Here is a 12494-nt window from a genome sequence, read left to right as displayed (position 1 = left end):
GGCGCCCCGACTCACGCCCCGCCGCGATCCCGGTCCACGCTGCGCCGGCCCCACGCGGTGCCCGCCAGGACGAGGACCGCACCGGCCACCCCGACGACGCCCAGCCGCTCCCCGCCCAGGCTGATCCCGACGGCGGCGGCCCACAGCGGTTCCGTACCGAGCAGCAGGCTGACCCGGGACGGCGAGGTGCGGCGTACGGACCACATCTGCACGAAGAACGCGAACAGCGTGCAGAACACCGAGAGGAAGACCAGGCCCGCCCATTCCCGGGGGCCGAAGTCCGCCGCCGCGCTCCAGGGCGAGGCGCCGGTCCCCGGGACGGCGGCGAGGACGGCGAAGACCGCGACCGCGCTGCCGAGCTGGACGGTGGTCAGGGAGAGCGAGTCGGCGCCCCGGACCGCCTTGATGCGGGCCATCGCCAGAACGTACGCGGTCCGGGCGAGGGCGGCGAGCAGCATCAGCAGATCACCGGTCGAGGGGCTGGTGAACCCGCCGCCCTGGGTCAGCAGCACCACCCCCGCCACCGAGAGCCCGGCCGCCGCGACGAAGCCCCCGGACGGCCGGACGCGGGTGACCGCGGCCTCGGCGAGCGGCGTGAAGATCATGGTGAGGCTGATGATCAGCCCGGCGTTGGTGGCGGAGGTGTGCACCACCCCGTACGTCTCCAGCAGAAAGACCCCGCTCAGCACCAGGCCCAGCAGTCCGGCACCCCGCCACTGCGGGAGGGTCAGCGCCCGCAGCCTGCGCCATCCGGTCGCCACGAGCACCGGCAGCACGATCGCGAAGCGCAGGACGAGGACGGCTATGACGGTGTGCGCGGTGGTGATGCCCTTGGCGGCGAGGTAGCTGGCTCCCCACACGACGGCGACGGCGAGCACCGGCAGGTCGGCGGCCCAGGCGCGGCGCGGGGTTGCGAGGTCGGGCACGGCGACAGCGGACACCGGGTTCTCCTGGATCTCCACGGAAGGTGTTGTGGAGACCTCACCGGCTCGCACTCGGAACGATCACGCTACCCGCCGGGCTCCGAAGAAGGGAACACCTGTCTCAACGGTCGGATCATCGCGAGGCATTGGCCGTGGTCACAGGGGCAATGCCCGTGGTCAGGGCCGTCCGGACGGCCGGACGGGAGGTTCGGCACCCGCTCCCCCGTTCCCTAGACTGACGCCTCGATAACTCTGAGACACGGAGTGGTCACATGGTGTTGGTCAGGGCGGACGGGCGGGTCGAGCGGGGGAACCAGACCCGGCGGACGGTTCTGGGGCGAGCGGTGCAGATCGCCTCGGTCGAGGGTCTTGAAGGGCTGTCGCTGGGACGGCTGGCGACCGAGCTGGGGCTGAGCAAGAGCGGCGTGTTCGCCCTCTTCGGCTCGAAGGAGGAACTCCAGCTGGCCACCGTGCGGGCCGCGGTGGCCGTCTACGTCGACCATGTGCTGCGCCCCACCCGCTCGGTGCCCCCGGGGCTCCGCCGGGTCTGGCGGCTGTGCGAGGCGTGGACCGCGTACTCCCGCGAGCGGGTCTTCCGGGGCGGTTGCTTCTTCTACGCCGCCACCGCCGAGTTCGACGCCCGCAGCGGCAAGGTGCACGACGCCCTGGCGTCCGCGCAGACGGGCTGGGTCACGTTCGTGGAGCAGACGATCGACGAGGCGAGGGCCGCCGGGGAACTGGCCCCGGACACCGACGTGCGCCAGCTGGCGTTCGAGGTCATCGCCTTCCTGGAGCTGGCCAACGCCGAATCGGTGCTCCAGAACAACAACCTCGGCTACGACAAGGCGGCCCGGTCCATCCTGGGACGGCTGCGGAGGGCGGCGACGGACCCGACGCTGCTACCGGACACGCCGCACCAGCCGGACTCGCCCATGGCGTAGAGGCGTTCCGCCCGTAGGGGCGTTCCGCGTCATTCGCCGATGGTGCCGAACCGCGCCGGGCCGCCGCGCCGGTACGTCTGGATCGCGATGCCGCTCGACGTGGTGCGGGCCGAGGTCGGCTCCAGGGCCGTCGGGGCGCCGCCCTCGCCGAAGAGCCGCCGCCCCGCGCCGAGGAGGACCGGGAAGACGAGCAGGCGGTAGGTGTCGATCAGCCCCGCCTCGTGCAGGGCCCGGGCGAGCTGCCCGCTGCCGTGCACCTGAAGCTCACCGCCCCGCGTCTGCTCCTTGAGGCGGGTGACCTCCGTGACGAGGTCGCCGTCGAGCACGGTCGTGCCCTGCCACTGCGGGTCCCGGAGCGTCGAGGAGACGACGTACTTGGGCAGCTCGTTGAGTCCGGCGGCGATGAGGTCGTCCTCCTCGGTGACCTTCGGCCAGTACGCGGCGAAGATGTCATAGGTGCGCCGGCCGAGCAGGAAGGCCGCGGGGCGCCGGAACACCTCCTCCATGAACGCGCCCATGTCCTCGTCGGCGTACGGGAAGACCCATCCCCCGTACGCGAAGCCCCCGCTGGTGTCCTCGTCGACACCGCCGGGTGCCTGGTACACGCCGTCCAGGGTCAGGAACGCGGTGAGTGTCAGCTCGGCCATGGCGGATCTCCTTCGCCTGTCGGCCGGACCTCGTGGCGGTCCGGCGGTCCTGCCCTTACGACCCGGCTCCCGGCCGGAACTCATCGGTCCGGCCGGGAGCCGCCTCCGCGCACCGGCCGTGGGTGTCCGATACCCGCCGGTCCGCAGCGTCCCACCGGGGTTGGCTGGGACACGCCGTCGGAGCGACGGCGTCCCCGGCGACAAAGGAACCAGTCATGTCCAGCACCCTTTCCACCAGCGTTTCCCCGCGGGCCGCGCTCGTCACCGGCGGCAGCCGGGGCATCGGCGCCGCGACCGCGCTGCGGCTCGCCCAGGACGGCGTGGACGTCGCGGTCACCTATGTCCAGGACGAGGCGGCGGCCCGCGCGGTCGTCGCGAAGATCGAGGCCTTCGGCCGCCGCGGTGTCGCCCTGCGCTGCGACGCCGCGGACGCCGGTGCCGCCGCCGGAGCCGTGGACCGGGCGGCGGACGCGCTCGGCCGGCTCGACGTCCTGGTCAACAACGCGGGCATCGGCGTCCTCGGCCCGATCTCCACGCTCGCCGGGCCGGAGGTGGACCGGGTGCTGGCCGTGAACGTGCGGGCGGTGTTCCTCGCCTGCCGGGCGGCGGCGGAGCGGATGGCCGACGGCGGCCGTATCGTCTCCGTCGGCACCGCGCTGAGCCGGTACGCGGGCGGGCCGGGCGGCACGCTCTACGCCCTGAGCAAGTCCGCCCTGGCCGGGCTGACCAAGCCGCTGGCCCGGGAACTGGGGCCGCGCGGCATCACGGTGAACCTGGTCCAGCCCGGGCCGGTCGACACCGATCTCAACCCGGCCGACGGACCGTTCGCCGAGGGCCAGCGCGCGGCCACGGCCCTGGGCCGGTTCGGGACGGTGGACGAGGTCGCCTCGCTGGTCGCGTATCTCGCGAGCCCGGACGCGGCCTTCATCACCGGGACCGAGGTCGTCGTGGACGGCGGCCACGCGGCCTGAGCCCGGCGGCCCCCGGTGTCCGGGCTCGCTTCGCCGAGCTGCCCCGTCACGGCCGCGCCCCTACGCTGGCCGGGACGGGGGCAGCGACGGGAAGGACGGGACGGGCATGTCCGGCACACCGGTTCACGCGCTCAACGACGGCACCGAGATCCCGGCGGTGGGGCTCGGCACCTACCCGCTGGACGACGAGGCCGCCGAGGAGGCCGTCGCCGGGGCCCTGGAGCTCGGCTACCGGCTGGTCGACACGGCCCTGAACTACGGCAACGAGACCGGCACCGGGCGGGGCATCGTCCGCAGCGGCGTCCCCCGCCAGGACGTCTTCGTCACCACGAAGGTCCCCGGCCGCCACCAGGGGTACGAGGAGACCCTCGCCTCGTTCGAGGAGTCACGGGCCCGCCTGGGCGTCGAGTACGTCGACCTCTACCTGATCCACTGGCCGCTCCCCCGCGTCGACAAGTACGTGGACACCTGGAAGGCGATGATCAGGCTCCGCGAGGACGGCCTCGTCCGCTCCATCGGCGTATCCAACTTCACCGCCGCTCATCTGGAGCGGCTGGAGCGGGAGACGGGCGTGCTGCCCTCGGTGAACCAGATCGAGATGCATCCCCTGCTCCCGCAGGAGGAACTGCGGGCGGTGCACGCGGCGAAGGGCGTCGTCACGGAGGCCTGGAGCCCGCTGGCCCGGGGACGCGAGGTGCTGGACGACCCCTCGACCGTGGCGATCGCGGAGGACCACGGGGTGACCCCCGGCCAGGTGGTGCTGCGCTGGCACACCCAGCTGGGGGCGGTGCCGATCCCGAAGTCGGCGGACCCGGGGCGGCAGCGCGAGAACCTCGACCTGTTCGGATTCGAGCTGAGCGCCCAGGAGCTGACGACGATCGCGTCCGGGCGGCAGCGGCGCTTCGGCGGCGACCCGGAATCGCACGAGGAGTTCTGAGGGCTGTCCCGGCTCAGCGGTTGCGCGGGGTGACCTCCGCCATCCGGGACCAGCCGGTGCCTTCCACCTCGACATTGATGATCTCGGGGACCTCGGCCACCATCTCCGACATCGTCTCGATCGCCGCCTTGAAGTGGTCGGAGTTCACGTGTGCTTCCCCGGCCGCCGCGTCGGCGAAGGCCTCCAGGAGGACGAACTCGTTGGGGTTCTCCACGCTGTAGGACCAGTCGAAGAAGACGTTGCCGGGCTCGCTGCGGGTGGCGACGGTGAAGCCCTCCAGCCTGGGGAGCCAGTTGTCGCGCTCGGCGACGAGGGCGGTGAACTTGACGGCGATGAAGATCATGGGGGGCTCCTGGTCGGGACGTCGGAAGGTGCGGCGAGAGACCCGCTGAGGCCCTGCTCGCCGCACCCTGACCAGGGTGACACACCCTCATGCAACGGGACCGTCCGGGCACACCGCGATCCCCCGGCGACCGCGATGGCACACCGGCCCGATGTCAGCCCCCGAGCTCGCGGTGACGGGCCGCCAGCCCCGTCGCGCCCTCGTCCGTGAGCGATCCGTACAGCCGGAGCCGGGAGATCCCGCCGTCCGGGAAGATGTCGATCGTGACGTGGGTGGCACGCACCGGCCCCTCCAGCACGAAGCGGTGGTTGGTGTCGGGCTGGAGCCGGGTCCGGGGCAGGACCTCGGTCCAGTCGCCGCTCTCCCCGTCCCGTACCGAAAGGCTCGCCCAGCCCGCGGAGTTGCCCTTGAGGTAGGCGGTGTCGATCTCGACGGCCCGGATCTCGGACTGGGCGGCGAGGCGGTAGCGGATCCAGTCGTTGCCCGTGTCGCGCCGACGGCGGGTCTCCCAGCCGTCGTCCATCTTGCGGGAGCGGCCGGGCTGGATGGTGTTGGTGGCCGGGGAGTAGAAGCGGTCGGAGGCGTCCTCGACCTGGCCGCCGTTCTCCAGGGCGGCGAGGTCGAACGTGCCGAGGGCGCCGAGCCAGGCCGGGTCCGGGGCGACCTCGCCGTAGACGCGCAGCCGGGCGATCCCGCCGTCGGGGTGCTGGTTGACCCGCAGGTGGGTGAAGCGCTGCTCGGCGTCGACGGCGAACCCGTTTGCCGCGTGGCCGCCGACCGGCGTGCGCGGGACGAGCGTCGTCCACTTCACGTCGGGGGCGAGGAGGTCCTCGGGGGACGGGGAGCCGGGCAGGGACACGGCCTCGACGGAGACGGCCTGCGGGTAGTTGCCGCGGAAGTGGGCGGTGTCCAGGACGATGCCCCGGATGACGCCGGGCGCGCCGAGGCGGACGAGGGCCCAGTCGTGGTCGTCGGCGGTGGGGTGCGGTTCGGCCGCGCTGACCCCACGTCGGCGGCGGGTCTCCCAGCCGTCCATGATCTTGCCCTTGTGCCCGAAGTGCTCCGGGTCGAAGACGGCGGGCTCGGGCTTGAGCAGGTTCTCGCGCTCGGCGAAGAACTCGTCGTTGGCGGCGATGACCCCGGCCCCGAGGCGACGGTCGGCCAGGTCCACGAGGTGGGAGAAGGGAAAGTCGGCCGTGCGGTGGTCGGCGTAGGGGTCGCCTCCCGCGTACGGGTCGGCGTCACCGGTGAAGCGGGGTATCGCGGCGTCCGTCATGGTCGGGGGTTCCTTTCGGGGGCGGTCGGTGGTCTCGTACGAGGGGGCGGCCGGGGGCGCGGTCAGTGGTCCCGTACGGGAACGGGGCCGGCGGGCACGGTCACTGGCCGCGGTCGAGGAGGCGGCCGGTGGGCTCGGCGAGGACGCCGTCGGAGGCGATGCGGACACCGCGCAGCCAGCTGGAGCGGACCACGCCGTGCAGGGTCTTCCCGGCATAGGCGGTGACCTGGTTGCGGTGGAAGAGCTCGGCGGGGTCGACGGTGAAGGTCGCCTCGGGGGCGAGAACCGCGAAGTCGGCGTCGCGCCCGGCCTCGATGGCGCCCTTGCGGGTCAGCCCGGCGAGCTCGGCGGGGGCGGCGGACATCCAGCGGGCGACGTCGTCGAGGGAGTGGCCGCGCCTGCGGGCTTCGGTCCAGACGGCGGGCAGGCCGAGCTGGAGGGAGGAGATCCCGCCCCAGGCGGAGGCGAAGTCCGGGGTCTTCAGGTCGGTGGTGCAGGGCGAGTGGTCGCTGACGACGCAGTCGATCGTGCCGTCGGCGAGCCCGGCCCACAGGGCGTCCTGGTTGGCGGCCTCGCGGATGGGCGGGCAGCACTTGAACTCGGTGGCCCCGTCCGGGACCTCCTCGGCGGTGAGGGTGAGGAAGTGCGGGCAGGACTCGACGGTGACGCGGACGCCCTCGCGCTTGGCGGCGGCGATCAGCGGCAGGGCGTCGCTGGAGGAGAGGTGCAGGACGTGGACCCGGGCGTCGAGCCGCTTGGCGTGGGCGATGAGCCCTTCGATCGCGGTGTTCTCGGCGTCGCGCGGGCGGGAGGCGAGGAAGTCGGCGTAGGCGGGCCCTGGGCGCTGCGGGGCCTCGGCCAGGTGGTGCGGGTCCTCGGCGTGCACGATGAGCAGGCCGCCGAAGCCGGTGATCTCGGCCATGGAACGGGCCAGCTGCTCCTGGTCCAGCTCCGGGAACTCCTCGACGCCCGACGGCGACAGGAAGCACTTGAACCCGAAGACCCCGGCCTCGTACAGCGGGCGCAGGTCCTTGACGTTGGAGGGGATCGCACCGCCCCAGAAGCCGGTGTCGACGTGCGCCTTGGGGGCGGCGACCTGCTGCTTGATCCGCAGGTTCTCGACGGTGGTGGTGGGCGGCAGCGAGTTGAGCGGCATGTCCAGGAGCGTGGTGATACCGCCCGCCGCGGCCGCGCGGGTCGCGGTGTAGAAGCCCTCCCACTCGGTGCGGCCGGGGTCGTTCACATGGACGTGGGTGTCGACGAGGCCGGGCAGCAGGACGTCGTCGCCGAAGTCCTCCAGCCGGGCGCCCGCGGGCACCTCGGTGCCGTGCGGCAGGACCGCGTCGATCGTCCCGCCCGCGACGGCGACCGCCGCGGGGCGGGTGCCCTCGGGGGTGACGACGCGCGTCGAGCGCAGTATCAGGTTCACGTCCGCACCGGACACCTGTGCTCCTTCACTCCAGGAATTCAACGAACTGTTGAAGCTTCGATGGAGTCTTCACTCGGGAATCGCCCTCGTCAAGACCCACCTTCCGGCACGGAGGGCCGACGGGCCAGCCCTGCCACCCCGACTGGAGGTTTCCACAAAGTAAAAGTCTTATTTCGAACTGCGGAACGTAGCATGGGCCAGAAGGGGCAGCGGCGAACCGCTCGTACCGACCGTCTCCACCCGGACAAAACAGGCCCTGACCGGCACGGACGCCGACCGGGAGCTGTGAGCCGACCGGGAAGGGCCCGGTAGGCTGCTGCCTTGCCTTCCGCTTCGAAAGGATCGCCCACGTGCCGCCGTCCCACGCCAGCACAGCCGACTCCAAGCCCTCCGGTTCCAGCGGTGGGGTGCAGTCCCTTGAGCGCGCCTTCGATCTGCTGGAGCGGATGGCCGACGCCGGGGGCGAGGTCGGGCTGAGCGAGCTCTCCGCGAGCAGCGGTCTGCCCCTGCCGACCATTCACCGGCTGATGCGCACCCTGGTCGTCTGCGGCTACGTACGCCAGCAGCCCAACCGCCGTTACGCGCTCGGCCCCCGTCTGATCCGGCTCGGCGAGTCCGCCTCCCGGCTGCTCGGCACCTGGGCCCGCCCCTACCTCAGCCGACTGGTGGAGGAGACCGGCGAGACGGCCAACATGGCACTGCTGGACGGGGACGAGATCGTGTATGTCGCCCAGGTGCCGTCCAAGCACTCCATGCGGATGTTCACCGAGGTGGGCCGTCGGGTCCTGCCGCACTCCACCGGCGTGGGCAAGGCGCTCCTCGCGCACACCCCCGCCGACGAGGTCCGGGCGCTCCTGTCCCGTACGGGCATGCCCGCCGCCACGGAGAAGACGATCACCACGCCCGAGGGCTTCCTCGACGCCCTGGAGCAGGTGCGCCGGGCCGGATACGCGGTGGACGACAACGAGCAGGAGATCGGGGTGCGGTGCCTCGCCGTCTCCGTGCCGAACTCCCCCACCTCGGCCGCCATCTCCATCTCGGGCCCGGCGGGCCGGGTGACGGAGCAGGCGACGGAGCGGATCGTGCCGATCCTCCAGCAGGTCGCCGAGGAGCTGTCGGACGCGCTGGCGAGCAGCGGTACGAACGGGGGCTGAACCCGCCCCGCCGTACCGCAGCTCGTCTCAGACCCGCGCCGGTACGGTCAGCCGCCCGTCGTCCATCGTCACCGTGCGGTCCATCCGGTCCAGGTGGGCCAGGTCGTGGGTGACGAGCACCGTGGCGGTGGCGCGCTCCCGGGTCAGGGTCACCAGCAGGTCGAGCACGGCCGCGCCGCGCTCGTGGTCGAGCGCGCTGGTCGGCTCGTCGACGAGGAGCACCTCCGGCTCGTTCATCAGGGCCCGGGCGATGTTGATCCGCTGGCGCTGGCCGCCCGAGAGCTGGTGCGGCCGCCGGTCCGCGAGGTCGGCCAGACCGACCGCGTCCAGCAGCTCCAGAGCCCGGCGGCGCGCGGCGCGCGCGGACCCGCCCGAGAGGTGCCGCATCACCTGGAGCTGCTCGGCGGCGGTCAGCGAGGGCAGCAGGCTGGGCTGCTGGAAGACGATGCCTATGTGCTCCCGGCGCAGGGCCGCCCGCCCGGCGCGGCTCAGTCCGGCGGTCCGGACGCCGGCCACGGAAACCTCCCCGGAGTCCGGGGTGACCAGGGTCGCGGCGGCCGCGAGCAGGCTGGACTTCCCCGAACCGGACGGCCCGACGACGGCGGTGAGGGCGCCCGGGGGCACGTCCAGCGAGACCCGGTTCAGGGCGGTGAGGCGGCCCTCGCCGTCCGGGTAGGTGAGAGTGACGTCGGTCAGGGTGAGCGTCATCGGGCACTCCCGAGTGCGGTGAGCGGGTCGACGGCGGTGATCCGCCGGATGGACAGGGCGGCACCGAGCGCGCCGAGGGCGATCATGACGGCGGCGGGGACGAGGACGGTCGCCGCGTCCAGGACGAACGGCACGGCTCCCCCGCCGATCAGGGCCCCGGCTCCGACGGCGAGGGCGGTGCCCAGTCCCGTACCGAGGACGAGCATCACCACCGCCTGCCCGAGGGCGTCGCGCAGCAGGTACGGCGTCGATGCGCCGAGCGCCTTCAGTACGGCGACATCGCCACTGCGCTGGATGGTCCAGACGGTGAAGAAGGCTCCGATGACGAGCGCGGAGATGGCGAAGAGGAAGCCGCGCATCAGTTGCAGCGAACCGTTCTCCGCCTGGTAGGAGCCGATGGCGGTGAGGGAGTCGTCGAGGGGGAGCGTGCGGGTGCCCGCTGCCTCGTCCCCGGCCGCCAGGTCGGCGCCGCCCGTGGTGGTCAGGGCGATCACGGTCGCCTGCTCGGCGGGCCCGGCACCGTCGTGGCCGATCTGCTGCCAGTCGTCGAGGCTCGTCCAGACGACGGGCGTGTGGCTGTACGAGGCGTCCGTGGCGACGGCGGCGACCTCGCGCTCGGCCCGCCCGAGCGCGATCCGGTCACCGGCCGCGACGCCCAGCTCCTCGGCCGCCTTCCCGGAGAGCACGACCCGCCCAGGGCCGATCCCTTCCGGCCCGAGGGTGCCGTCCGGTTCGACGCCGAAGGCCGACACGGCGGCCGTCCGCTCGCCCGCCGCCGTGGCGTTCAGGGTCCGGATGCCGACCGGCTGCGCGGCCTCGACCCCGGGCCGCCCGGCCCAGACCCGCCAGTCGTCCTCCCTGACCGTCGAGTTGGTGAAGGAAACCGGCTGATCGCCGGGCGGTGCGGCGAAGGCGAGGTGGTCGGCGTCAAGACCGGTGACGGCCGAGGTGTTCTCCCGGGCCAGACCGGCGGTGAGGCCGGACAGCAGGCCCACGAGCAGCGTGATCAGGACCACGACCGATCCCATGAGCGCGAACCGGCCCTTGGCGAACCCGAGGTCTCTCCATGCGACGAACATGGCTCCATCGTCGGCGGCCCGGGGCGCGGAAACATCGCGCGGCGGACGGGCCCGGTATCAACCTTTCGATTGACCGGCCCCCGGGCCGCCGCCGCTAGGCTGGACGAACCATGGATTCGCGATCGCACACCCACGTCACCGCCGGTCTGCGGCTCTGTCTGCACGCGCTGCTGACGGGCCTGCTGGCACTGGCCGCGCTCCGCGCGGTCGGCGAGGACGCGCCGCACGCCGTGGCGGTCGTGGGCCTGTCGGTGCTGATGGCGAGCCTGTACGCGGCGGGAGCGCTCGCCGGATCCGTACGGCTGCGAAGCCGGGCCGAGGAGCGCGATGCGGCGGCGGAGAAGCCCGAGGCTCTGGCGGCGGCGTCGCGAAGCCAAGCCGACGGGCGCGCGGGGACATCGGCTGCGCGTGCCGCCTTCGCCGCTCCGCTCGGGGCCGGGGTCGCGGCCCTCTGGCTGGCCGGGCTCTGTGCGCTCTGGCTCGCGTTGCTCGTGCTCTCGCCGGACGCCCTGTGGGTGGCCTTTCCGCTCTACTTCCTCCAGCTTCATCTGCTGCCGACCCGCTGGGCGCTGCCCGCCGTGGTCGTCACCGCCGCGGCCGCAATCACCGGTTTCGTCGTACACCGGCAGGAGATCGCGCCCGGCGCGTTCATCGGCCCGCTGCTCGGTGCGGCCGTCGCCGTCGCCACGGTCCTCGGGTACGACGCACTGTTCCGGGAGAGCGAGCGGCGGCGCGAGCTGATCGTGGAACTGGTCGCCACCCGGGCGGACCTGGCCGAGGCGGAACGGACGGCGGGCACGCTCGCCGAGCGCGAACGTCTCGCGCGGGAGATCCACGACACCCTCGCCCAGGGCCTGTCCAGCATCCAGTTGCTGCTGCGGGCCGCCGAGCGCTCGCTGCCCGATGCGGACCCGGCCGCCGTGCATGTCCGCGCCGCCCGCGAGGCCGCGCAGGCGAACCTCGCCGAGGCCCGTTCCTTCGTACGCGCCCTGACTCCGCCGGATCTGGAGCACGGTTCGCTGGCCGCCGCGCTGGAGCGGCTCTGCGCCCGGACGACCGGGCCGGAGCTGACCGTACGGTTCGCGGTCAGCGGCAGCCCGGCGGAGCTGCCGACGCCGTACGAGGTGGCGTTGCTGCGGACCGCGCAGTCGGCGCTGGCCAATACGGTGCGCCATGCGCGGGCCGGGCGGGCGGAGATCACCCTGAGCTTCATGGACACCTCGGTGGCGTTGGACGTCGTGGACGACGGGCGGGGGTTCGACCCGTCCGGGGCGCCGGTCCAGGAGCGCGGCGACGGCGGCTTCGGGCTGCCCGCGATGCGCGCTCGGGCCGGTTCGCTGGGCGGGGTGCTGAGTGTGGAGTCGGCGCCGGGCCAGGGCACGGCGGTGGCGGTCACGCTGCCGCTGCCCGTGGCGGACCGGGAGCGGGCGGCATGAGCGGGGACGAGATCAGGCTGTTGCTCGCGGACGACCACCCGGTCGTCCGGGCGGGGCTGCGCGCGGTGCTGGACACCGAGCCTGACTTCCGGGTCGTCGACGAGGCCGCGACCGCCGAGCAGGCGGTCGCCCTGGCGGCGGCGGGCGGCATCGACGTCGTCCTGATGGACCTCCAGTTCGGCCCGGGTCCGGGGATGCACGGCTCCGAGGCCACGGCGGCGATCACCGCCGTACCGGAGAACCCCCGTGTCCTGGTCCTCACCACCTACGACTCCGACGCGGACATCCTGGCGGCCGTCGAGGCGGGGGCGAGCGGCTATCTGCTCAAGGACGCGCCGCCGCAGGAACTGGCGGCGGCGGTGCGTACGGCGGCGGCGGGCCGGTCCGCGCTGGCGCCCTCGGTGGCCCACCGGCTGATGGACCGGATGCGCACCCCGGCCGAGGCGCTGACCCGGCGGGAGCTTGAGGTGCTCCAGCTGGTCGGGGAGGGGCTGTCGAACCTCCAGATCAGCAAGAGGCTGTTCCTGAGCCAGGCGACGGTCAAGTCCCACCTGGTGCACATCTACGCGAAGCTGGGCGTCGACTCGCGTACGTCCGCGGTGGCGGCGGCCACGGCCCGCAGACTCATCCGCCGCTGACCCGCAGCGCCC

13 protein-coding genes are annotated in these 12494 nt (G+C 73.2%); 6 read left to right on the top strand and 7 right to left on the bottom strand.

Annotation, left to right across the window (positions count from 1 at the left end):
* Positions 1–11 precede the first annotated feature (11 nt).
* Positions 12–941, bottom strand: a complete 930-nt coding sequence (locus RI138_RS28155) for a DMT family transporter (RefSeq protein ID WP_311123040.1) — start codon at positions 939–941, stop codon at positions 12–14.
* Between the two features lie 254 nt (positions 942–1195).
* Here RI138_RS28155 and RI138_RS28150 point away from each other — a divergent pair, with 254 nt between their 5' ends.
* Positions 1196–1864, top strand: a complete 669-nt coding sequence (locus tag RI138_RS28150; RefSeq protein WP_311122138.1) for a TetR/AcrR family transcriptional regulator — start codon at positions 1196–1198, stop codon at positions 1862–1864.
* 29 nt (positions 1865–1893) lie between these two features.
* Here the strand turns inward: RI138_RS28150 and RI138_RS28145 are convergent, their stop codons facing one another.
* On the bottom strand, positions 1894–2511 hold the full coding sequence (locus tag RI138_RS28145) for a dihydrofolate reductase family protein (RefSeq protein ID WP_311122137.1): 618 nt from the start codon (positions 2509–2511) through the stop codon (positions 1894–1896).
* 215 nt (positions 2512–2726) lie between these two features.
* Between RI138_RS28145 and RI138_RS28140 the strand changes: the two genes are divergently transcribed.
* Together RI138_RS28140 and RI138_RS28135 are read left to right on the top strand one after the other, a co-directional pair.
* Positions 2727–3482 (top strand): SDR family NAD(P)-dependent oxidoreductase, encoded by a 756-nt coding sequence (locus RI138_RS28140; RefSeq protein ID WP_311122136.1) that lies wholly within the window; start codon positions 2727–2729, stop codon positions 3480–3482.
* A 106-nt stretch (positions 3483–3588) separates the two neighbouring features.
* Positions 3589–4419 (top strand): aldo/keto reductase, encoded by an 831-nt coding sequence (locus RI138_RS28135; protein ID WP_311122135.1) that lies wholly within the window; start codon positions 3589–3591, stop codon positions 4417–4419.
* Between the two features lie 13 nt (positions 4420–4432).
* Here the strand turns inward: RI138_RS28135 and RI138_RS28130 are convergent, their stop codons facing one another.
* The 3 genes from RI138_RS28130 to allB all read right to left on the bottom strand — a co-directional run bounded on the left by RI138_RS28130 (position 4433) and on the right by allB (position 7482).
* Positions 4433–4762 carry a putative quinol monooxygenase gene (locus tag RI138_RS28130; protein WP_096625407.1) on the bottom strand — a complete coding sequence of 110 codons (330 nt, stop codon included), beginning with the start codon at positions 4760–4762 and terminating at the stop codon, positions 4433–4435.
* 154 nt (positions 4763–4916) lie between these two features.
* Positions 4917–6038, bottom strand: coding sequence for an allantoicase (gene alc / locus RI138_RS28125; RefSeq protein WP_311122134.1), 1122 nt, complete (start codon positions 6036–6038; stop codon positions 4917–4919).
* A 100-nt stretch (positions 6039–6138) separates the two neighbouring features.
* Positions 6139–7482: an allantoinase AllB gene (gene allB, locus RI138_RS28120; protein WP_311122133.1), complete on the bottom strand. Its 1344-nt coding sequence runs from the start codon at positions 7480–7482 to the stop codon at positions 6139–6141.
* Between the two features lie 335 nt (positions 7483–7817).
* Between allB and RI138_RS28115 the strand changes: the two genes are divergently transcribed.
* The gene (locus RI138_RS28115; protein WP_096625413.1) at positions 7818–8621 is read left to right on the top strand and encodes an IclR family transcriptional regulator; all 804 of its coding nucleotides are present in this window, start codon (positions 7818–7820) and stop codon (positions 8619–8621) included.
* A 27-nt stretch (positions 8622–8648) separates the two neighbouring features.
* Here RI138_RS28115 and RI138_RS28110 read toward each other — a convergent pair whose 3' ends face one another.
* Both RI138_RS28110 and RI138_RS28105 read right to left on the bottom strand, forming a co-directional pair.
* Positions 8649–9329: an ABC transporter ATP-binding protein gene (locus tag RI138_RS28110; RefSeq protein ID WP_311122132.1), complete on the bottom strand. Its 681-nt coding sequence runs from the start codon at positions 9327–9329 to the stop codon at positions 8649–8651.
* A complete protein-coding gene (locus RI138_RS28105) occupies positions 9326–10408 on the bottom strand; it encodes an ABC transporter permease (protein WP_311122131.1) in 1083 nt (360 codons plus the stop codon). Before RI138_RS28105 ends, RI138_RS28110 begins: the two co-directional genes overlap by 4 nt.
* Positions 10409–10518: 110 nt before the next feature.
* Between RI138_RS28105 and RI138_RS28100 the strand changes: the two genes are divergently transcribed.
* Entirely contained in the window at positions 10519–11844 is a 1326-nt protein-coding gene (locus RI138_RS28100; RefSeq protein ID WP_311122130.1) for a sensor histidine kinase, read from the top strand.
* Positions 11841–12482, top strand: coding sequence for a response regulator (locus RI138_RS28095; RefSeq protein ID WP_096625421.1), 642 nt, complete (start codon positions 11841–11843; stop codon positions 12480–12482). Before RI138_RS28100 ends, RI138_RS28095 begins: the two co-directional genes overlap by 4 nt.
* Positions 12483–12494 lie beyond the last annotated feature (12 nt).

It is taken from the genome of Streptomyces durocortorensis, assembly GCF_031760065.1.
Lineage (GTDB): Bacteria > Actinomycetota > Actinomycetes > Streptomycetales > Streptomycetaceae > Streptomyces.
The sequence above is the reverse complement of the archived record's forward strand: the minus strand, read 5'-3'. Positions and strand labels throughout refer to the sequence as shown.

Coding starts and splice junctions, on each gene's coding strand:
- alc (WP_311122134.1), bottom strand. CDS start 6,038: ATGACGGACGCCGCGATACCCCGCTTCACCGGTGACGCCGACCCGTAC.
- RI138_RS28095 (WP_096625421.1), top strand. CDS start 11,841: ATGAGCGGGGACGAGATCAGGCTGTTGCTCGCGGACGACCACCCGGTC.
- RI138_RS28100 (WP_311122130.1), top strand. CDS start 10,519: ATGGATTCGCGATCGCACACCCACGTCACCGCCGGTCTGCGGCTCTGT.
- RI138_RS28110 (WP_311122132.1), bottom strand. CDS start 9,329: ATGACGCTCACCCTGACCGACGTCACTCTCACCTACCCGGACGGCGAG.
- RI138_RS28140 (WP_311122136.1), top strand. CDS start 2,727: ATGTCCAGCACCCTTTCCACCAGCGTTTCCCCGCGGGCCGCGCTCGTC.
- RI138_RS28145 (WP_311122137.1), bottom strand. CDS start 2,511: ATGGCCGAGCTGACACTCACCGCGTTCCTGACCCTGGACGGCGTGTAC.
- RI138_RS28150 (WP_311122138.1), top strand. CDS start 1,196: ATGGTGTTGGTCAGGGCGGACGGGCGGGTCGAGCGGGGGAACCAGACC.
- RI138_RS28135 (WP_311122135.1), top strand. CDS start 3,589: ATGTCCGGCACACCGGTTCACGCGCTCAACGACGGCACCGAGATCCCG.
- RI138_RS28105 (WP_311122131.1), bottom strand. CDS start 10,408: ATGTTCGTCGCATGGAGAGACCTCGGGTTCGCCAAGGGCCGGTTCGCG.
- RI138_RS28130 (WP_096625407.1), bottom strand. CDS start 4,762: ATGATCTTCATCGCCGTCAAGTTCACCGCCCTCGTCGCCGAGCGCGAC.